Below are 20,319 nucleotides of genomic sequence, written 5' to 3'. Positions count from 1 at the left end.
TTGGGAACAATCTATGACACAGCCGATGGTGGCATTCGAAAAGGTCGGTAAACTGTACGGCTCACACCGCGTACTGGATGATCTCTCGTTCTGTGTCTCTGCCGGCGAAAAGCTGGCACTGATCGGCGCATCCGGATCCGGCAAAACCACAATACTCCGGATCCTGATGACGCTTGAATCTATACAGGAGGGGGGCATTACCATCAATGGCCGACCTCTCGCCAATAGCTCAATTGCTGCTTTGACCCATCGAAAACAGGCCATTCACCTACATGAGATGCGTCGAGACATCGGCATGGTATTTCAGCATTTCAATCTGTTTCCGCATATGACGGTTCTCCGGAATATCATGCTGGCGCCTATCCTGACACAGAAGGTCGTCGAGCCGGAAGCGAAGACGACCGCGATGGCGTTGCTGGAAATGGTCGGTTTACAGAACAAGGCAGCTTCCTACCCGGCAGAGCTGTCGGGTGGGCAAAAGCAGCGCGTAGCGATCGCCCGCGCACTGGCCTTGAAGCCAAAGATCATGCTGTTTGATGAAGTCACATCCGCGCTCGACCCGGAACTGGTCGAGGAGGTGTTGAACGTCCTGCGGAAGTTGGCAGTGGAGACCGACATGACGATGATGCTCGTGACCCATGAGATGAGCTTTGCTCGTGATTTTGCCGATCGTGTCCTTTTCCTGGACGGCGGTCGTATAATTGAAGAAGGGCCGCCTGAGCAAATCTTTAAGAACCCCACGCAAGACCGAACAAAGGTCTTCCTCAAAAAGATCGTCGCGGCGGGGCTGAGCATCTGATGCCGACTTCAGTTGATTTCCTGCCGTTTATCCTGAAAGGGGCCGTGGTTACCGTGCAGCTCACCGTAATCGGGAGTTTGCTGGCCATTATCATAGCCTTTATAGCCGGAATTTCACGGCTCAGCCGATCCCGCGTCATAAGCGGTGCGGCCCTTGTGTTCGTCGAGTTCTTTCGGGGAACCTCGATTTACGTGCAGCTTTTCTGGGTTTATTTCGTACTGCCGATCTTCGGCATTTCGGTGACGTCGTTTTTGGGTGGCGTTCTTATCCTGGGGCTGAACTCGGGCGCCTATATGTCGGAAATTGTGAGAGGCTCTCTGCTGGCCATACCCCGCGAACAGATGGAAGCATGCGTCGCGCTCAACCTCGGCCGTTGGCAGCGCCTGTGGTACATCCTTCTGCCCCAGGCTCTTCAAACCATGATCCCGCCGATGTCGAACAGTCTCGTCGAACTGCTTAAGGCGACCTCGATTCTCTCGCTAATCTCTGTGTCGGACATGACCTTCCGGGCGCAATCTGTGCGTGCTCAAACAGGGGAGTCGGCCATCCCGTTTCTGGTGATCATCGTCCTTTACTATGTGCTCGCCCATGGCATCTGGATTTTGATCCGCTTCATGGGACGCCGCTTTATCCCACAATCCATCAGGAGCACGTGAGATGGATTGGAGTTGGCCTTTCGCCGATAAAATTCTCCCGCACCTCATTGAGGGCGTGAAAATCACGCTTCTCGCTAGCTTGCTCGGTTCTGCCTTGGCCATGGTTCTCGGCCTGGCTGTGGCTATTGGCGCACGGGTTGGAGGCACCCATGTCAAGGGAGTGTTGCGCCTTAGCGTGGATTTCATCCGCGGCACGCCCCTCCTGGTGCAGCTGTACTTCATGTTTTTCGTCCTGCCAGACATTGGCATCTATTTGTCGCCCCTGACGGCCGGCGTGATTACGCTGGGGATCCATTATTCAAGCTACACGTCGGAGGTTTATCGAGCCGGCATCGACAATGTTGAACGGGGTTTGTGGGAGGCGGCAAAGGCCCTCAATCTTTCGACGTTCCAGACATGGAAATACGTCATCATTCCGCAGGCTGTGCCTCCCATGTTGCCGGCGCTGGGAAACTATGTTGTAGCCATGTTCAAGGAAACCCCGCTGCTGTCTACGATCACTGTAGTCGAACTTATGAACCAAGCCAAAATTATCGCCAATATTAATTACCGTTACCTTGAGCCGATGACGATGGTTGGTATTTTCTTTTTGGTGATCAGTGTGCCTTCGTCAATTGCTCTGCACTACGTCAACCGTAAGTATGGCATTGCTCGGCGTGGACCCAGCGACATATCGATCTTCTGATGGAGCTGAGACAGAGGCGGCGCGTTCATAATCGCGGCGATCGAGCGGCCGGTCGAGCTCTAATGCAGCTTTCCGGCTCCGCAACACCGTTTTCGCTGATTTTCATCCCGGTGCTCGGTGTAGAATTTCACTAGCCCAGACGCGACACTCCGGACCACCTATCGAAGAGGCATATGAATGTTCGATACCAGGACTTTAGACCGCCGGCGGCAATTCGTGTCCAAGCCAAGACAGGCTTACTTTGGAGCACCGGTGGGCATTTTGCTGCTTCAGACCGATAACCTCAAGTTCATTCCCGGAAGTGTTGGAAATGCAGGGACCTGGAGTGTTCCCGTTCGTTACAAAGTGGTCCCTGGACTTGAGACCGACCTTGTTCTTGGACCCAATGGTGGACATCTTGCAGCCGCCGTCGCCCAGGCTGCGGTAGAACTGGTGGAGGAAGGCGCCCAGCTCATCACCTCTGCGTGCGGGTTCATGGTCCGCTTCCAGGGGGCCGTTCGGGCGGCAGTTGATGTCCCTGTTTTGCTTTCTCCCATGCTACTCGCTCCCATGCTCGAGATGATGCTACCGAAAGGTCAATCCCTTGGTGTTATCACGGCGAGTGCATCGTTACTGAGCCCCGATGTGCTGGCGGCCGCTGGGATCTCGACGAACGAAGCCCGCTTAGCGGTGGCTGGACTTGAGGCTGCCCCTGCATTCTGCAGAGCGTTTCTGGAGGACGGCGAACTGGACGTGCCTGCCATTCAAACCGAGGTCATAGACACGGCACTCGCCTTGATCAAAGAGCGGCCGGATGTTGGAATGCTGCTTCTCGAGTGCTCTGAGTTACCCCCCTACGCTGCCGCTATTCAAGAAGCTACCGGGCTGCCGGTGTTCGATTTCACATCGATGGTCGAGTTCATCGTGGGCGGTATGGTGCGACGGCCCTTCTAACCTCGGCACCTGCGTCCGCATCCCATCCATTCGATGGTTCATAACAGCCCAGCGAGGATGAACTTCTCCAAGGGCACCAAGTGAGCACGCCTTTCAGGGGTGAGCCGGCATAGACCGTTAGGGACAAGACGTATGCTTGATTCAACGGCCAACTGTCGCAATTTTTGTTTTTACCTGCTGCCGGGCTTCTCACTAAGGGCTTTTTCATCCGGGATCGAAGCCCTCAAGCTCGCAAATGAGGTACTCGGTTGGGACTGCTACCGCTGGAGGCTCATTTCTGGAGACGGACGCCCTGTGGCTTCCAGCAGCGACGTGACAGTTTCAGTCGACTTCGATTTAGAAACAGAGCGTAGCAGGATCGGCTTTTCGACAGCGATGCCGATCGTCGTTGTGGTGGGCGGTCACAAGCCCCCGAGTGCGAACAAACAACTTGATGCGTGGTTGAGAGAGTGCCGTAACCGCCGCTCCCGCCTTATCGGAATCGCCGGCGGCACAATCGTGCTGGCTCGGGCCGGACTCGCGGACGGGCGTCAGTGCGCGGTGCATTGGGAGCAACTCCCCGCATTTTGTGAGATGTTTCGAGATGTGAGGGCGGTTCAGACCTCGTTTGAGCAGGACGGAACACTGTACACCTGCGCCGGAGGAGACGCGGCCTTCGACATGTTTTTGGGCATGATTGGGGATGATCACGAAGCCGAGGTCTTAGGTCGCATTTCTGAAAAGGCCATCACTATGACTGTCCGCACACGTGGCGACCGTCAACGACTGCCAGTTTATACCCAAGCGCCTTTGAAGAATGAGGCCGTGCTTAAAATAATCGACCAAATGGAGTCCAACATCAGTGAACCATTGCTTATGGACGACCTAGCAGAATCCGTGAGATTATCTCGCCGGCAGATTGAAAGAATTTTTCAACAGGAATTAAGCTGTACACCCAGCCGTTATTACATGAAGCTCCGCATCGAGCGTGCACATTCATTGCTGATAAACTCGCACATGCCAATTGTTGAAGTGGCCGTAGCGTGCGGATTCGCGTCCGCCTCTCATTTCTCCAGAACCTATCGCGATAGCCACAAATGCTCGCCCCACCAGTCACGGGCGGAGGCCCACTGTGAGAAGAGAGCCCAGCCTAGTCACGCAATCAAAGCTAGATCGAATACAGCGGTTGCCATCCATCGATAATATTGAAGCGATGACTGGTTAGGCATATTACGCGAGTTGAGCCAGCTTCTGCTCAGGTCGCAGCAGAAGCATGGCAGGGCAAATCAATTTAAAGGCGGCAGATGAGCGACTTGAGCACCTAACTCATAATACCCTTCCTTGAAGGCGCGTAAGGATGCTGCTTCGGCCGGCGAGAACGGGAGGAACAAATCAGCCGCAGCCGTATCGCCCACGATGTAGCGAGCAAGCTCCCGGCCAAACAGGGTACCCGGCGCGATTCCACGGCCGTTGAAACCCGTCAATGCAATCATGTTCTCACCCAACGAATAAAGCCGTGGCAGATGATCGGACGTGGTCCCAATACGCCCGTACCATTCGTGCTCGAGCTCTACGTTTCCCAGTTGAGGGAAAAGCGCGCGAATACGACGTCGCGCCCAAGAACGGTGGATGAAAGTGCCGGTACCTCTTAGAGCTCCCACGCTGCCGATGATGAGCCGGCCGGCATCATCCGTGCGGAAGGCCGTCATTGGCGTGCGGGTATCCCAAGCCCCATGGCCCTCGGGCAATATGCTATGCCTAAGATCGGGGCTTAACGGCGCTGTGGCCACGTGGAAGAATGGAAGAACCACTTGCCCTGCACGAAGTTCGGGCGCGATCCCGGCGGTGTAAACGTCTGTTGAAAGAACGACCCATTTGGCCAGGATGCTGCCCCATTGGGTGTTGAGCCGCCAGTTGTCGCCTTCGCGGGAGATCGTCTTCACGGGGCTGTAAGTAAAAATCTTCACCCCGCAGGCAATTGCCACCTGCGCAAGCCCTCGCACATACGAAAGAGGCTGGATTGTGCCAGCTCGAAGGTCTAGGAGGCTCAGCGCAAACGCTTGAGTTCCCGTTTTGACTGCGGTTTCATCGCGACTAAGAATATGGATCGGCGCCCCGAGTGCCTGCCACTGCCTGGCGCGCTCTTCTATCTCAGCCACGCCTTTTCGACCGGCTGCACAATGAATCGTACCAACACGCTTTGCCTCGCATTGAATGTCATACTTTTCAATGATATCGAAAACGATGCGGGGCGAGTGCCGCAGCAAGTTTAGCATGCGTCGGCCATATACCGGGCCTAAGGTTTCCCTAAGAGCAGCAGGCATAACCCAGAGGCCTGCATTGACCATCCCAGAGGCACGGCCGGCTGCGCCGGATCCGATCTCGTTCGCTTCGACCACGACAGTGTTCACACCCCGCTGGCCTAAATGTAAGGCCGTCGACAAACCAGTATAACCAGCACCAACTATGGCGACATCAACGATGGATTGACCGGCAAGCCTCGGTGTAGGGGGCGGAAGTGACGCCGTTGTACCCCAAAGCCCATGAGATTGGCCCGCTATCATTTTCGTGATCCCGTAACAGATAGTGTCGATCTTTGTCCACTAACCGCGCAATGGGCTAGTTGCCCACAGGCATAAGTCGCGGGCGTGTTAAACCGTGGGGGGCATCTAAAATTTTGTAAGTCTACGGCTCCCTAATGAGCCTTCTAGGGACAGGCATTTCGCCGGCTTTGATTTTGTCCTTAAATCATCGACCAACCGGCCCGAACCGTCCAATGCATTGTCGATATCGACGACATCTGGCTTCGAGATCGCATCTCGGCAGAAGCCTTCACGTTGACACGTGATCGCCGGAGACCCGGTAATTTCCCTGGAGTGAGGCGCGGTTTCGGCTTGAACAGATGAGGCACGCTCGGTTTTGGCTGACGGAAAGATGCACGATCGATCGCGAAGCAGTTCGTTCAGATCAGTCGTGCCCACCTGCATTAGTATGTGAGAGCCATGGAGCAACGAGCTTCCGAAGGGGATGCAGCGATTTGCCGTCCTTGCTCGGGGACGATGGATGGCAAGTCGGATCAGAGCAACACGGCGAAACTGGACGAAGCGATTGTCGAGCGTTATCGATCGAGCTGCCGGACCGACAAGCAGTGGATTCTGGATGAGTTTATCGCGGTCACTGGCTATCACCGCAAGCACGCGATCCGTGTGCTTTGTCGTCGTGAGACGAAACCGCCTGCCGATAGGCAGCATGCCGCCCGTTATGGCGCTCAGGTTCGAGAGGCTCTGGTGGCGGCGTCCGACCGTCTCTGCTCGAAACGTGTGAATCAGCTGATCCCTGTCTTGCTGCCGGCCATTGAGCGGCATAGCGGCTTAATCTGAATGGCGAGCTTCGCGACATGCTGCTTCATGAACGAACTTGTGGTCTGCTGGTGTGCCGAAGCCCGGGATTGGAGGTGACCCGTTCGCGAGCGTATTGAAAGACGGCTTGGATCGAGCAGAAGAACGGCGCCATCGTACGGCGGCTGGTCTGTTACGGAAGGTTCCTCGGCGCGGAGGCAACGGTTGCCATCGGGCGACTCTACGCCGTGGTGCGTCTCTACGGCAATCTGTTCCAGCCTTCGTTCAAGCTGCAAGAGAAGACAAGAATCGGCGTCCGCGTCAAACGCTACCATTCGCCCGTGCCGCCCATTGCGTGGGTTCTGGCCCACTCCGGTGTGGCAGAAACGGACAAGGAACGGCCACGGGCCATACTGGAAGCTGCGGATCCGGTGATGCTGTTTGCCGGGATTCGTGCGGCACACAGGAAGACCTTGGAAGGCGGGTCGATCGTCGTGGCCTGAATGCGAGGCCCGAGGAACCTGTCGCTATTGATCTCCGGCGTTTCACCTTGAGCCTGAAGATAGCCTGGCAGGCGGGAGAGAAACGGCCGACACATCGTCGGCCATATCGACGGACCAAGTCTTACCCGAAAAGGCCGAGCATGCTGTCGCCTTTCGAGCTCCAGATTCGAGCGTGGCTTGAGGCAGATTCTGCTCTCGGCGGCCTCGGTCCTGCAGCGTGTAAAGGGCGCCGATCGGTCACACTTCATGGAGAAACGCCTGCGGACAGTGCAAACGCCCGTCAAGGCTTGGCGGATGGAAATAGCCGGGCAGATCATATTCAATGGCGACTGGATGAAGTGCGCGCCACCATCTCCTCCCGCCGCGGCGGGAGGAGATGCGGGGCATCTTAGTACCCCCAACCTCAGTAACATTCGTGGGTGAGGCAATAGGGAGGGCAATTCCTCAGTTCGCCCGACACCGCCAAGCCATTCTGGCCGCGGGCTATGGGAGCGTGGAATATCTCGAACCACGTGCAGACGAGGGGGTCTCAAGCCCGTGACAGTTGTGGACCGTCCGGCACGGTTGCTCGCGGCCGCTTGGCTCGGAACAGACCCGCCTGATCGACAATGTGAGCGTTCCTCCCCGGCAAGATGGGATTGGAGCGTTCAATCCGGCGACCGCCGTGGCATAGGAGTCGGTGGTCACCCGTCAAGGTTGTCCTTTCGGCGACACCCACCTACGAGAGCTGCCACCGGCCCAGTCATGCACCAGGTGACGTCCCCGGACGTGGTGTAGCTGGTAGCGCGGTGGTCATCGGCGCTTTCCGGTAGGGTCTGGTTGTCGACACCAACCCGTTCCTGGAAGGACCACCGATGACCGACGACATGATGAACCTGCGCACGCTCGCGGAGAAGAGCGCGGATGCCGATCTTTTGCGTGAGATGATCGGCTTCGCGGCCGAGCGGCTCATGGGAGATGGAGGTGGGTGCCGCGACCGGCGCTGCCTATGGCGAGAAGAACCCGCTCCGGACCACGCAGCGCAACGGCTACCGCGACCGGACTGGGAGACACGGGCGGGGACCGTCGAGCTGCGCATCCCGAAGCTCAGGAAAGGCTCTTACTTCCCCGGCTTTCTCGAGCCGCGCCGCATGGCCAAGAAGGCGCTGACGGCCGTCATCCAGGAGGCCTATGTCCAGGGGATATCGACACCCTCGGTCAACGACCTGGTCAAGGCGGTGAGAGCAGCGAAAAAGCCAAGCGTGGTGAGCAGCGAACGTGGCGACAGGCCCAAAGGCGGCCACGATGATTCCGCCAGGGGCCGGGCCGACACTTCGCATCGTATTGAACTCGACGTTGAGGAGCGTCCCGGTCGACCGACATATGACCGCACTCTAGAATATCGCCGATTGACGCTCGCCGGGCTGGATCGCTGAGCGCGATGCCGCAACCGTCGAGAAAGCTGAGCGCGAGAAGCATCCATGGATTGGTGAGGCCGAATACCATGAGGATCGTCAGCATTGCGGAGGCGGCCATCATCACGCTTCGACCAACGATCATGACCATGCGGCGGCTGAACTCGTTGGCAATTGGACCGACGAAGATGGCCAGAAAGAATGCCGGCGAGGTCGACGAGGCCTGAACCAGGGCAACCATAACGTCTGAGCGGGACCCTTGGCCATGAGCAACAAGTGCCTCCGTCTGCATGAGCCAGCCCACTCGAAAGCTGCCAGCCAGAAAGATCGAACGAAAGGTTCGGTTCTCGAGCGGCGCCAGTAGCCCAGTGTATGCGGTATTTGCGTTTGAGAGCATGGCGATCAATGTTTGCGCGAGAAGCAGACAGGTGACCAACACGCAAAGGATGTCATTAATCTGGGCGAAGCTTATCGCCGATTCTGCCGGAGGCAATCTCCCATGCGGCCTAACACCACCCGAAAAGAGGCGTCAAAAGGAGATGTACAAACCAAGCTGAAATACCCCATCTAATTCCCAGATTGCTGTGATATTGATTCCATATTTGCCAATTCAGTGCTGCCACGAAACTCTAACCGCCACGTCATCAACTGAAAGATAGCGGAGCAGAACCAGACCGGCTCAATTGGATACCGTTGTCGAATCGGGCCAACAGGTGAGGGTCGGCGACCAACGTTGTGCGCAGCACTGCCGCGGCTGTGCGGCCTGCCTGGACCGCTCCATTTCCGTGCCGGGCCAGGCAGGCGTGTTTGTCTCATTCCGATCAACGCGACGTCGAAAGGGAGCCAGGGCGAGTTTTTGGAAATGCAGGAAGTTTTCGAGACATTCCTGGAGCGGCTGTCTGAAAGCGTCGATGAGACGGATTTGCGCGATGCCTTCGCGCGTGCAGTGGAGGAATACGATCTTCCTCAATTTGCCTACCTGTCGTTTCCACCAAAAAATTCTGGCAAGCCGAGGCTCATCTCAAACTATCCGCCCCGCTGGACTGGCCATTATGAGCTAAACCACTATCACACGATCGATCCGGTCATCGTGCAGGCGCAGTGTGGCGGATCCCCGTTTCTTTGGGGTATTGAACCCAGCCAAGCCGAACTTTCAAAGGTCGAGCGGAAGCTCTTCGCCGAGGCGGCAGAATTCGGCATAAGCTGCGGCTTGACGGTCCCGATCATCGATAAACGAGGCTGTTTCGCGGCGGTGACTTTTGCAGCGGACGAGCCCAGACCAGCGTTTGTGCACGTCACACAGCGATACCAGCAGATTTTGCTGTGCATGGCGAGCTGCTTTCACATTTATGCTCGCCGCAAGCTCTCGACCGATCGGATCGTAAATGGGGTGCGATTGACGCCTCGCGAATTCGAGTGCCTCCAGTGGGCTGTGAAGGGCAAGTGTGACTGGGCGACAGGCCGCATACTCGGGATCAAGCGACGCACCGTCTCCTTTCACCTCGACAATGTCCGCAAAAAGCTCGGAGTGGAAACAACCAGGCAAGCCATCGCGCTGCTGGGCGAGACGGATTCTTCGCGTCAGCGACACTTTCGCAGCTAGCAGTGCAGCCGCTAAGGCTGTCTTAGCGAGGCTATTCCCCTGGAGCGCTATTCTGGTAGGCGCCATTCTTCGGCGCAGGGGCCTGCTTTCATGTCCATGCCCTGACCGGCTCGGCGAGGACCGGGCCGAGACTAATTAGAAAACCTGCCTGCTATGGCGCGGAACATCCGCCTGACACTCGGGTGCATTGGGCATAGCTCTGGGCCGTCGTTCACGCGGACAACCTCGAGAACGTCCGCGCCGTTGCAGCTTCCGAAGGGCCGACCAAACCACTTTCTACCTGTACGATTGCACAGGCTGTTTCGACTTCAGTCCTGGTCTCCAATCGCAGGGTCATTCCTCTCGACGAGGCCCACATGATCCCGCTGCCTATTGCACCCGAACGGTTACGACGATTTCGACGATTACCTGCATGCCATGCACCGTCTGCGGCGTCGCGTCTTCAAGGAGCGGCTCGACCGGGACGTACCAACCGCGGGTATTAGACCGACCGTTTCGATGCGCTGAAGCCCACTACCTGTTGCTGCGCGGCGATGGCGTTGACGGCTGCGGTCGCCTGTTGCCGTGGACCGGACCGACCATGATTCGTGACATGTTTCCAGTTCTGCTGGACGGGCAGGCGGCGCCTCAAGATCCTCGCGTTTGGGAAAGCAGCCGCTTCGCGCTCGATTTGCCGCCGACCGTGCCAAAGCGGGTGAGGGGGATTGCAGTCGGCACGTACATGCTCTTCGCCGGCACGATCGAGTTCGAACTGTCGCGCTGCCTCAGCGGGATCGTCACCGTCTCGGATTGGCGCATGGAGCGCATCCTTCGGCGGGGAGATTGGCCTCTGCAACGCCTCAGTTATCGGCAACACGTGCGCCATCGCCGGATGACTCGATGTCTCCGCGGCGAGCCTGGACGCCGTGCGGCGCAATGGCAGCCTTACCGGCCCGGTTCTCTGGTCCCCGGTGCTGTACCAGGCTGCCGATGCTTGATGGCCAGCTTAATGCGTGGGAAGCGGGTCGCCAGTTTGGAAGAGCGCAACGCCACTTGGCCGTATTGGTGGAATGAAGCGCCATACGAACACACCGTTGAGCTTACCCGGCGCGGCTGGGCATGGGAATTCTTGAGACGCAATCCGGGATTCCAGCATGATTGCGCCCATGTTCTGGATCATGCCAGCTATATGCAAGCCCGGCCATCGCTCGCAGTAATCGAAGCGAAAGTCGATCGGTCGCCCGCAAGTTCCTGCCGGTCATCGCCGACACGGTTCCCGTGGGATCAGCGACGCTGCCATTTGATCTGATGCCGCCGCCATGTCATGCGACGCTGCTGATCCTGGCTGAAGGTGCTCAGCGCGTCCTGCTCGAACAGGCCGGCCGGCAGCTGCAACTCACCGTTTCCGGCGCGGGTGTGCTCAGCCCGTTCTTACCGATACCCACGCTATCCGGCCGGCCGTGTATTTACGATATCGCCTCCGGGCGCTCGAATGCCTCAACGTCAACGCGCATGGTCGGATGCCGAATGCACTGTTCCCGCCGAAGGCGCGCTGCGGTCGTCTGAGCTTTTTTCTTTGCGACCTGGACGGCTCACTCGGCTAAGTTAGAGCCCCCGATCGCGACATCGCCTCAGGTGGTGGTCGATCGGGCGCGCGTCCGGGGCCGACTGGACCATCCTTCGCGACCATCTGCGTGACCGCATCCGTCGCGCCGTTCGCGGCCGCCGGGCGCTCATGAATGGCGGCTACACGAGCTTGCCTGCACGTCAGCTGGCGAACAGTTCCTTGTAGCCGGTTGTAATGAACCAGTTCGCCCGATCGAGGTGGCTTCTAGCCGCGTTTCGGGCTCGTTCCGGTTCATGCTCGGGGTCGATGCCCAGGATCAGCTGTGCCATTTCCTCGTAGCTGTCGTTATCGGCGGCCGAGTCCAGAAACCGCATGTAGATGGTGAAATTCGCCTCGTCGTAAGCCGTGAGGCGGTCCGACCAGGGAACTTCGTCGGCTGTTTCATTCTTCATCGCAAATCCCTTGAACATCCTCATCGAGCGGGCATGGTGAACGGCCTTGTCAGGGGCATCGAACAAGGCACTCTGCTCGTCGCAATATAGCGAATAGGAACGATCATTCCTAGAACGATCATTCCGGTTCTGGTCCGTATCGCGCCATGGATCTCAAGGAGATCATGGCGACCAACTTGCGTCGTGTGCGCCATGATCAGGACCTGACGCAGGAAGAGCTGGCAGCCCGCGCCGAAATCAGCATGCGCTATGTCGGCTCGATCGAGCGCGCCCGGGTATCGGCGAGCGTGAGCGTGCTGGGTCGGATCGCAAAAGCGCTTGATGTCGATCCATGCGACCTCATTAGACCGCCAGCGCGCTCGGGTAACCAAACTCTGCGTTCCCATAAATCCGATTGACCTTTTGCGCAGCCGCTGACGATTGAGGGGCGCCTGCGCGCCTGAGGCGCGCACCGGGTGTTTGTTATAGCACGCCCGAGCGCGCCTTGTTTTGCGGCAGCCATCTGATCGAATGTGATTCTTCTGGCTTGACGCGGCGATAGCGTTATCTTGCGTTAGTTCGGTACAGGGGCTTGGCTCGCGTCCATATTGGCCATCGGCGCGAAGCTCAGCGTCGGCACGACTTTCGCGCCGGCGTAGGCTTGTATCCAGCTGTCGTATAGTGCATCCGCAGCCGTTTTGCGGCTCGACCCGGAGCACGCGGCGAATTCGAGGAAAAATTGCGAAGAACTACTATCCCGCTTCGATAAGGCTGCACGTTTCTTGTTGAGGCTGAAGGGCCTCTGCCGAGAGCTATGACGGATTTTAGGTGACGGGGTTGATCACGCGGCGCTTTGCGGCTTCATTTCGATGACCTCGATCCCGTCCTGGAACCTGGCACCTGCGAGCAGTTTCGGCAACTGATTTTGTCCCTTCAATCGACGCCAGGATTTGGCGGCGGCCATGACGAGCTTGAAGACCATCAGCCTGGCGGTCTTCGACGACAGGGAGCCCTTCGTGCGCACCGTTCGGTGGCGAACGGTGGCAAAGACGCTCTCGATCGGGTTCGACATTCGCAGATGATCCCAGTGTTTCGCGGGGAAATCGTAGAACGCCAGCAGCGTCTCGCGATCCTTCTTCAGGCAGTCGACCGCCTTGTGTTACTTCGCGCCGTATTTCTCGGCGAACACATCGATCGCCATTTCCGCTGCTGAGCGTGTCGGCGCGCCGTAAATCTCGCGCAAATCCGTCTTCATGTTAGCCTGCACCGAGAGCGGTACCTTGTTCAGTACGTTGGCTGTCTTGTGCACCCAGCAGCGTTGGTGCCTGGTGCCGGGAAAGACCTCGTCGAGCGCCTTCCAGAAGCCGAGCGCGCCATCGCCGACGGCAATATCGGGCGCAATCTTCAAGCCACGCCGCTTCACGTCAACCAGCAACTCGTGCCAGCTCTGCGCGCTCTCGCGAACGCCGGTCTGGAAACTGACGAGTTCTTTCCTGCCTCGGGCGTGGCGCCGATCAGGACCAGCATGCATTCGGCTTGGTCGTCCATCCGCGCCTGCAGGTAGACCCCGTCCGCCCACACATAGACATAGCGGCGCGCCGAAAGATCGCGCTTTTGCCAACGCTCATAATCGGCGTTCCACTGTGCCGTCAGCCGCGTGATCACCGAGGGTGAAAGGTTCGGCGCGTTTGCCCACAAGCGCGCTCAGCGCTTCCTGAAAAATCGCCCGTTGAAACACCGCGCAGTAGAGAACGGGAAGCAGCGCATCCAAACTTCGCGTCCGACGCGCCCATTTCGGCAGGATCGATGAGGCAAACCGGACCCGATCAACCTCGCCATTCGCGCCGCGACCCGGATCTTCACCCGGCTGACTGGCACCGGACCGATCCCCGTCTGGATGCTTCGCTCCGGGCCGTGACCATGGCGCACAATCCGGTCACGGCCATCGGCAAGCTTGAGATCCCGCATCTCGGCAAGAAACGTCTCGGCCTCGACCTCGATCGCCTGCGCCAGCAACTTGCGCGCCCCGCTGCGAAGCACATCCGTCAGTGGATTATCAAACTCGTCAGGCTGACGAAGACGCAAAACATTGGTAGTCTCGTTCATGGCGTATCGCTCTCCTTGAGAGGTTCTGGCAGGCTTCATCACCCGCCTCGATACGCCGCTCTCCTCAAACGTCATCACCCAGTTTCCGTCATAGCTCCTCTGCCGAAAGCTGAGGTCTCGCGCCGCGACAGGCCGTGTCCGGAGTACGACAACATTGCTAGACATCGCACCAAGAGTGTTGTCTCCAGTTCCACCCAAGGCGAAATACAATTGGTGTGCGGTTCGGCACGCTGGTTGCGTGTGCTGCGACTGAAGCACGTCCGCGCGGTGCGCAGGCGCTTGGACCGATGTGCATCGCTTTTAGCGCGCTATCCAGCAGCGACTCGCCTCTAGCTGTAGGAGCGTCAGGTGAGCACATGGCTCTCCGGCCCGCTGCCGCTTGGATGAGTGTCCAATGGATCATCCCTGTTCCGGTCTGCATTGATGGCGACATCGACGGCTGCTACCGCAATCAACGTCGCTCAGGACACCCGCAGGTTTTGCTCCACAGTTGAAAGGTTGCCTGCAAATTGATCACGGTGATAGTGCTAGTAGAGCTTGATCGAATATGTCTCGATCTAGTCGAAAGGTTCAAGCGCTCGATGCAAGCCGCAACGGAGGTAACTGAGTGCTACCTGACCACGAGCAACGTCGATTTCGTTCTAGTCCTGACAGTGGATGACGTCGAGGCCTTTAAGGCGTTTGTTAAGATGAGGCTAAACACCGATTCGAACGTGCGGAAATTTAAGAGCATGGTCGCATTTGACCGCGTCAAAATCGAGCCACGGTCCACGCTATAGCTTTTGCCTGACTGCGCTGACGTAACCGCTCCGGCAGAAGGCAGGCGAGGTCAACCATTACCAAATCGCCTCTGTGCGGCTCGGCGACGCGACTGAGCCTAAGCTGACGTCGGAGCAGCTTCTGGAGCCCTTCCACCGCCTGGCTCTGAATCCTGCCTCCTTCGGCGAAGCCGATCAAATCAAAACGGCGCAACAGACTTTACAAGTGATTTCACAGAAGCTTTGCGAACAAAATTCGCTGCCAATGCTACGTTCACCAAATGGGGCCATAGCGGGGTGCTCGACAGGTATCTGAACCGAACGCGAGCCAAGTCTGATGAGCCCGCCAGGCTACAAGCACGTCAATGCGTCTGACGAGAAAATAATATGGCAATCCAAAAATCGACATATCCCATCTCTTCAGCAAGCTACCCGAACATGTCGGCCAGAGATCTTCTCGAAGCGGCCGCAGATGAAGTTTGGAGCCCATACACATGCAACCAGACGTTTGATTGCGCGGACGCAGCCCAGATTATTGCCGAGAATACCCAGCAGCCGAGGGTTCATTCTGGCGAAGCTCTTTGCTGTGGCACATTCGGGGAGTTGCTACAAGGCCAGCTACCGGTGGGCTCTATTCCTCGGGATTCTCACTTCCTGGTCACGATGCCGATCGCGCTCTTTGCGAGGGCGCACTTCGTGCCGATTGCGGGCACACAATCAGTGACCGTTTATCCGTCACATAAAGTCAAAGCAAAACGACTGGCTGAGAATCTCTTGATTGCGCTCGAGGCCTCAGGAGGAATTCTGCTGTTGCAATCGGAACTCCCCGAAGGCAAAGGACTGGCGAGTTCGTCCGCGGATCTTGTTGCGGCTGCACGGTCAATCGCGCGCTGCTTCAAGCGCAGGATTCCTACGTCATTGATCGAGACACTGATGTCGGAGATAGAACCATCTGACGGAGTGATGTACCCTGGGGTGGTTGCATATCAGCAGCGAGCGTGTCGCCTTCTCTCCTTCCTAGGGCAAATGCCGCCGCTTGCAATCGTAGGTGTCGATGAAGGAGGGACGATTGAGACCGTGGACTATGATCGACGGCGAGGTGACATCTCTGCCAATCAACGGGCAGAATATCACGAATTACTCGACCGCGCACGAACAGCGATTCCGCAGGGTGACACGGCCACAATAGGCAAAATAGCTACGGCCAGCGCGCTCCTGCATCAGGAGCGCGCTCCAAAGAAGCGTCTGAACTCCGTGCTGAAAGCGTCCGAGGCGACCGGCGCTTTAGGGGTTATAGTCGCGCATAGCGGAACAATGGTCGGAATCTTGCTTGATCGAATGGCGGCTGATTTTCCCCTCAAGCTCCAGTCCGTGCTCGCTCATGTATCGGCCTTCGACGACTCGCCAAAAATATATCTGACTATGACAGGCAGTCAGTGAGGTGAGCGCGATGAACGCATTCCGCAAACGCCTGCCATTCTCCGGCTATTCTGATGCCTATGTTCTTCCCAGCATCATCAGGTGCGAAACAAACCTTTACGTAGCACAGTTCGCGTTTATGAAGCTTCTTCCCGCAAAGTACATCATTCAGCAAGCGCTGGCCCGCGGGATTTTGACGGACGGCATGAAGGTGCTCGAGACTTCCAGCGGAACCTTCGCACTGGGTTTAGCGGTAGTCTGCCGGGAACGTGGCTTCCAACTTGAGATCTTCACGGACCCAGTAATGGACAGGGGTCTGGAAAACAGGCTGAACTCATTAGGGGCTAAAGTCTTCATAATAACCGAAAAGGCGAAGCAGGGTGGCTATCAAAGAAGCCGTCTCGATGCGTTAGACGCTAGGATGAGACAGTTGGGTCACTGCTGTTTTTGGCCCCGGCAGTACGAAACGCAAGATAATCCAGCAGCCTATAAGCTCTTCGCCGACCAAATAGCGGAGGCGTTGGGCCCTGACGTGACGTTGGTCGGGTCCGTAGGGTCAGGCGGTTCTACTTGCGGGACGATAGAGCGACTCCGCCAAAAAGCACCCGGCGCACGCCTGATCGGAGTGGACACCTTCAATAGCGTGATCTTCGGCCAAGAGGATGGCGAACGCAAACTGCGGGGGCTGGGGAACAGCCTCGTCCCAAAGAACGTGAAGCATGAACTGTATGACGAGGTGCATCTCATCTCTGCTCCGCTCGCATTCGCTGCCACACGAACCCTTCACGAGCGGCACGCCGTCTTCGCAGGTCCGACATCCGGGGCAAGCTACATCGTTGGGCGGTGGCGCGCTAGACAGTATCCAGAAGAGACCATAGTCGTCATTTGCCCCGATGAAGGGCACCGCTACGTCGAAGCTATATACGATCGCGCGTGGCTTGCGCAGAACGGATGTCTAAACGAAGGTAATCTCCTGGATGCGCCGGCGACCGAAATTCATCCGTCGACGGCTCTCCCACCGTGGAACCGATATCCTTGGAATCGGAAAAGCCGAGAAGCTGTCTTAAATGTTCTGGAGCAAGCTTGATGAGCCGAGGTAGCTTCCTTTTCGTAGAAAGCAACACGACGGGCACCGGCGAGTTATTGCTGAAGCGGGCCGCAGCCTTGGGCTTTAAACCGTATCTCGTTGTACGCAATCGAGCGCGCTACCCGTTTCTGAAAGACTCCCCGGCGGATCAAGTGATCGAAGCTGAAACGCGCAATCCGGACGAGCTTATCGGAGTGGCCAGCAAAATAGGAAGGCTGAAGGGACTATACTCATCGTCCGATTACTTTGTGGAAGCAGCCTCAAATGCCGCGACCGCGATGGGGCTACCAACAGCGAATTCAGAGGCTATAGCCACATGCCGCAACAAATGGAAGCAGGCGGCGGAGTTACAGAGACATTCAATCATGATCCCTGAAACACGACTGGCGACCTCCCTCCGAGACGTCGAAAATATTCTCGTCCAAGCCACTCTGCCCGTGGTCGTCAAGCCGGTGTCCGGAAGTGGCAGCAGCGGCGTGAGGTTATGCGATAGTGCTGCAGCCACCATCAAGGCGTTTGAGAGTGCAAGGGGCGCACTACTCGATCAAGTTGGTCTGTCCAGTCCGGACATCCTTATCCAAGATTATGTCGAGGGTAAGGAATATTCTGCCGAGATAGTTGCGTACGATGGGACGCTGCACTGCCTTGGAATTCTTTCCAAGCACAAAGGCCCGGCTCCCAGCTTCGTCGAGGTTGGGCACGATTTCCCGGCCCCTCTACCGGAGCTATCGCAACGGGAATTGGAATCTTTTGCCGGGCACGCTGTGTCGGCTTTGGGCCTGAATTTTGGACCGGCTCACGTGGAGTTCGTGATAGCGCAGTCAGGCCCCGTCATCATCGAGGTCAACCCCAGGCTGGCTGGAGGGATGATTCCAGTCATGCTCTCGCACGCTCTGGGAACGTCAATTCTTGACTTGGTGATTAGACTCTACGCTGGAGAAGCGTTCACGCGTCCACAGAGCAGTGCAACGGCGGGAGCCATCCGTTTCCGACTCGCCGATAAACCCGGCAAGCTCAAACACCTGAGCTTTTCTCAAAGTCCAGACGCGACGGTGGTTGAGGCGGGCCCTTTAAAATCTGAAGGGGAAGAACTTCAAATAAATGGTGATTTCAGAGACCGGGTAGCCTACGCCATAGCAGTTGCTGATGACCTCAATCGCGCAGCCACTGCAGCGGCCGGAATGATCAATTCTGTTGTGATCGATACCGAGTCGGCTGCTAGCGACTCAGACGACAAGAAGGTCGCTGGATCAAGCGAGAGCAAGTGGAACCTGCATCCCGATGCGATGAAGTTGCTCGCCCCGCCAATTGACATCGCGCGTGACGGTCGACTTCTACGGTACCAGGCAAGCATAGACGAAGCGCATCTCGTGATGCTCGCGGACCAGGGTTTGGTCAGCCAGGCAACGGCTGCCGAACTCCTCACGCACATCTTGGCCCTCCAGCACGAGGGCTTTCAGTGTTTGGAGGGCCGCGATGCTCCGCGTGGGCTCTATCTGGCCTATGAGGCCGAACTCTCCGCAAGAACTGGCCCTGAAAAAGCCGGCTGGGTGCACCTAGCGAGGTCCCGCAACGACTTGAACGCGACCATTTCTCTCATGGTGCTTCGGGAAGCTGTGTATTCCATCTCTCAACAGATCGGAAATGCACAAGATGCCTTGCTTCAGCGAGTGGATGAAGCATCGGGAGTTGTCGCGCCGTTGTATAGTCAATATCAGGTTGCACTCCCCGGATCGCCAGGGCACTACCTGCTTGGCGTCTTCTTCGCTCTGGCGCGCGAGCGCCAGCGCCTTCACTGCCTGCTGGAAGCACTCCGGAACTGCCCTATGGGGGCAGGTGCCGGTGGAGGCACCAGCATACCTATCGATCCCTTGAAAACCGCCAATCTTCTGGGGTTCGAAGTGCCATCGTTCAACTCACTTGATGCTGTTGCTAGCCGTGACCATCACTTGCAAGCGCTTTCGTCCTTCGCTGGTGTTTCGATTTTGCTCAGCCGCTTTGCTCAGGACCTGCAGGTTTGGACGACGCGGGAGTACGCGTTTATCGACGTTCCTGACAATCTTGCTGGCGGCTCTTCCATGCTGCCCCAAAAAAAGAACCCTTTCCTGCTGGAACACATAAAGGGATCGACAAGCACCGTGATGGGCGCATACGTTTCTGCAGCAACGGCCGCTTGCAAGGCGCCGTTCAGTAACTCGATCGAGGTAAGCAACTACGGCTGCTCTTCACTGAGCGTTGCAGAAGAAGCACTAGAGCGCGCCCTGGCCCTTACATCGCTAATCGTGAAGTTCATGTCCTTCAATGCGCTATCGATGCGCGAAAATCTGGAGGATGGTCTATCGATGACGACAGTCGCCGCAGAACGTATGGCGACTCGAGGTATTCCTTTTAGAGAGGCGCACACAAAGGTTGGCGAGATCGTCAGGGGCTTGTCTCTGGATAGCAGCGCCGCTGAATGCCGAAGCGAGTTGATTAGACATCTCGGTGAGGTATTGCCATCGAGTCCTGAGGAGTGCAAGGACGCTCTGCAGTTCGGAGGCGGCCCTGGCAAAAGGTCAATAGATGAACAGATTTCTGTGGCGAAGACGTCCTTTAACGAAATGCATTTGAAATGCGAAGAGATGCGGGGACGCTGGGTGCGCGCAGAAATGCACCGTAAACAGAAGGTGAAAGGACTTATTGATAGGCACCGGACTGCCTAAAGCTTGCGTGTCGTGACATCCGTTGCTGGCGAATACAGCGACATCGTCGGAACGGAACTTCCGGCACACAACGACCGCGCCCACCGCCGCGCACCTGAAAGACATGCTTGGCGACATCCAGACTGATGGTGCTAGCGGTTCTCGCCTGGATATAAGAGTGCAGCTTGGGATTCCCTTTCGCGCGTTTGCATGCACAGGAATATCCCTATCGCAATGCACCACACAGAAGCACGCGCCGAGATCATTCTGTTGAGCAGCGAGGGCGTGGGGACCGTCGAGATCATGCGGCAAACCGGCAAGTCCAAGACCCTGCGTGTGGCGCTGGCAGGAGCGCTTCGCCGCGGAAGGCTTTGAAAGACTGTTGCGCGACAAGACGCGGC

Annotated in this window: 18 protein-coding genes and 3 pseudogenes; 17 read left to right on the top strand and 4 right to left on the bottom strand. The window is 57.4% G+C overall.

Annotated features, from left to right (window positions below; genetic code table 11):
* Positions 1-13: 13 nt before the first annotated feature.
* From ehuA to AC04SG_RS18920, 5 genes are all read left to right on the top strand, one after another.
* A complete protein-coding gene (gene ehuA / locus AC04SG_RS18940; protein ID WP_488552278.1) occupies positions 14-799 on the top strand; it encodes an ectoine/hydroxyectoine ABC transporter ATP-binding protein EhuA in 786 nt (261 codons plus the stop codon).
* Complete coding sequence (ehuC, locus tag AC04SG_RS18935) at positions 799-1,455, top strand: ectoine/hydroxyectoine ABC transporter permease subunit EhuC (protein ID WP_488552277.1); 657 nt, start codon at positions 799-801, stop codon at positions 1,453-1,455. Before ehuA ends, ehuC begins: the two co-directional genes overlap by 1 nt.
* 1 nt (position 1,456) lies before the next feature.
* Positions 1,457-2,140 carry an ectoine/hydroxyectoine ABC transporter permease subunit EhuD gene (ehuD, locus tag AC04SG_RS18930; protein WP_488552276.1) on the top strand — a complete coding sequence of 228 codons (684 nt, stop codon included), beginning with the start codon at positions 1,457-1,459 and terminating at the stop codon, positions 2,138-2,140.
* A gap of 177 nt (positions 2,141-2,317) precedes the next feature.
* Complete coding sequence (locus AC04SG_RS18925; RefSeq protein ID WP_488552275.1) at positions 2,318-3,073, top strand: aspartate/glutamate racemase family protein; 756 nt, start codon at positions 2,318-2,320, stop codon at positions 3,071-3,073.
* A 132-nt stretch (positions 3,074-3,205) separates the two neighbouring features.
* Positions 3,206-4,255 carry a GlxA family transcriptional regulator gene (locus tag AC04SG_RS18920; protein ID WP_488552274.1) on the top strand — a complete coding sequence of 350 codons (1,050 nt, stop codon included), beginning with the start codon at positions 3,206-3,208 and terminating at the stop codon, positions 4,253-4,255.
* 83 nt (positions 4,256-4,338) lie between these two features.
* On the opposite strand, the gene AC04SG_RS18915 is transcribed toward AC04SG_RS18920, so the two are convergent.
* A complete protein-coding gene (locus AC04SG_RS18915; protein WP_488552273.1) occupies positions 4,339-5,616 on the bottom strand; it encodes an NAD(P)/FAD-dependent oxidoreductase in 1,278 nt (425 codons plus the stop codon).
* Positions 5,617-6,111: 495 nt separating this feature from the next.
* On the opposite strand from AC04SG_RS18915, the gene AC04SG_RS18910 reads away from it, so the two are divergent.
* From AC04SG_RS18910 to AC04SG_RS18895, 4 genes are all read left to right on the top strand, one after another.
* Positions 6,112-6,432 carry a hypothetical protein gene (locus tag AC04SG_RS18910; protein ID WP_488552272.1) on the top strand — a complete coding sequence of 107 codons (321 nt, stop codon included), beginning with the start codon at positions 6,112-6,114 and terminating at the stop codon, positions 6,430-6,432.
* Positions 6,433-6,638: 206 nt separating this feature from the next.
* On the top strand, positions 6,639-6,893 hold the full coding sequence (locus AC04SG_RS18905) for a hypothetical protein (RefSeq protein ID WP_488552271.1): 255 nt from the start codon (positions 6,639-6,641) through the stop codon (positions 6,891-6,893).
* Positions 6,894-7,139: 246 nt separating this feature from the next.
* Entirely contained in the window at positions 7,140-7,316 is a 177-nt protein-coding gene (locus tag AC04SG_RS18900; protein ID WP_488552351.1) for a hypothetical protein, read from the top strand.
* Positions 7,317-7,747: 431 nt separating this feature from the next.
* On the top strand, positions 7,748-8,308 hold the full coding sequence (locus tag AC04SG_RS18895; RefSeq protein WP_488552270.1) for a transposase: 561 nt from the start codon (positions 7,748-7,750) through the stop codon (positions 8,306-8,308).
* A gap of 16 nt (positions 8,309-8,324) precedes the next feature.
* On the opposite strand, the pseudogene AC04SG_RS18890 reads toward AC04SG_RS18895, so the two are convergent.
* Positions 8,325-8,684, bottom strand: a pseudogene (locus tag AC04SG_RS18890) (MFS transporter); the annotation flags it as partial.
* A gap of 465 nt (positions 8,685-9,149) precedes the next feature.
* Between AC04SG_RS18890 and AC04SG_RS18885 the strand changes: the two are divergent.
* Together AC04SG_RS18885 and AC04SG_RS18880 are read left to right on the top strand one after the other, a co-directional pair.
* Complete coding sequence (locus AC04SG_RS18885; RefSeq protein ID WP_488552350.1) at positions 9,150-9,890, top strand: helix-turn-helix transcriptional regulator; 741 nt, start codon at positions 9,150-9,152, stop codon at positions 9,888-9,890.
* Positions 9,891-10,302: 412 nt separating this feature from the next.
* Positions 10,303-11,178, top strand: a complete 876-nt coding sequence (locus tag AC04SG_RS18880) for an acyl-homoserine-lactone synthase (RefSeq protein WP_488552269.1) — start codon at positions 10,303-10,305, stop codon at positions 11,176-11,178.
* A gap of 458 nt (positions 11,179-11,636) precedes the next feature.
* Here the strand turns inward: AC04SG_RS18880 and AC04SG_RS18875 are convergent, their stop codons facing one another.
* Complete coding sequence (locus AC04SG_RS18875; RefSeq protein WP_488552349.1) at positions 11,637-11,906, bottom strand: hypothetical protein; 270 nt, start codon at positions 11,904-11,906, stop codon at positions 11,637-11,639.
* A 128-nt stretch (positions 11,907-12,034) separates the two neighbouring features.
* On the opposite strand from AC04SG_RS18875, the gene AC04SG_RS18870 reads away from it, so the two are divergent.
* Positions 12,035-12,286 carry a helix-turn-helix domain-containing protein gene (locus AC04SG_RS18870; RefSeq protein ID WP_488552268.1) on the top strand — a complete coding sequence of 84 codons (252 nt, stop codon included), beginning with the start codon at positions 12,035-12,037 and terminating at the stop codon, positions 12,284-12,286.
* A gap of 422 nt (positions 12,287-12,708) precedes the next feature.
* On the opposite strand, the pseudogene AC04SG_RS18865 reads toward AC04SG_RS18870, so the two are convergent.
* Positions 12,709-13,973: pseudogene (locus AC04SG_RS18865) on the bottom strand (IS256 family transposase).
* A 518-nt stretch (positions 13,974-14,491) separates the two neighbouring features.
* On the opposite strand from AC04SG_RS18865, the gene AC04SG_RS18860 reads away from it, so the two are divergent.
* The 5 genes and pseudogenes from AC04SG_RS18860 to AC04SG_RS18840 all read left to right on the top strand — a co-directional run.
* Positions 14,492-14,752: an Lrp/AsnC ligand binding domain-containing protein gene (locus AC04SG_RS18860; protein WP_488552348.1), complete on the top strand. Its 261-nt coding sequence runs from the start codon at positions 14,492-14,494 to the stop codon at positions 14,750-14,752.
* Positions 14,753-15,118: 366 nt separating this feature from the next.
* Positions 15,119-16,171 (top strand): GHMP family kinase ATP-binding protein, encoded by a 1,053-nt coding sequence (locus AC04SG_RS18855; protein ID WP_488552267.1) that lies wholly within the window; start codon positions 15,119-15,121, stop codon positions 16,169-16,171.
* Between the two features lie 10 nt (positions 16,172-16,181).
* Complete coding sequence (locus tag AC04SG_RS18850; protein WP_488552266.1) at positions 16,182-17,237, top strand: cysteine synthase family protein; 1,056 nt, start codon at positions 16,182-16,184, stop codon at positions 17,235-17,237.
* Positions 17,237-19,939 (top strand): lyase family protein, encoded by a 2,703-nt coding sequence (locus tag AC04SG_RS18845; protein ID WP_488552265.1) that lies wholly within the window; start codon positions 17,237-17,239, stop codon positions 19,937-19,939. Before AC04SG_RS18850 ends, AC04SG_RS18845 begins: the two co-directional genes overlap by 1 nt.
* Before the next feature lie 231 nt (positions 19,940-20,170).
* Positions 20,171-20,319, top strand: a pseudogene (locus AC04SG_RS18840) (helix-turn-helix domain-containing protein); the annotation flags it as partial.

Source organism: Mesorhizobium sp. CNPSo 4684, from assembly GCF_057784315.1.
The sequence above is the reverse complement of the archived record's forward strand: the minus strand, read 5'-3'. Positions and strand labels throughout refer to the sequence as shown.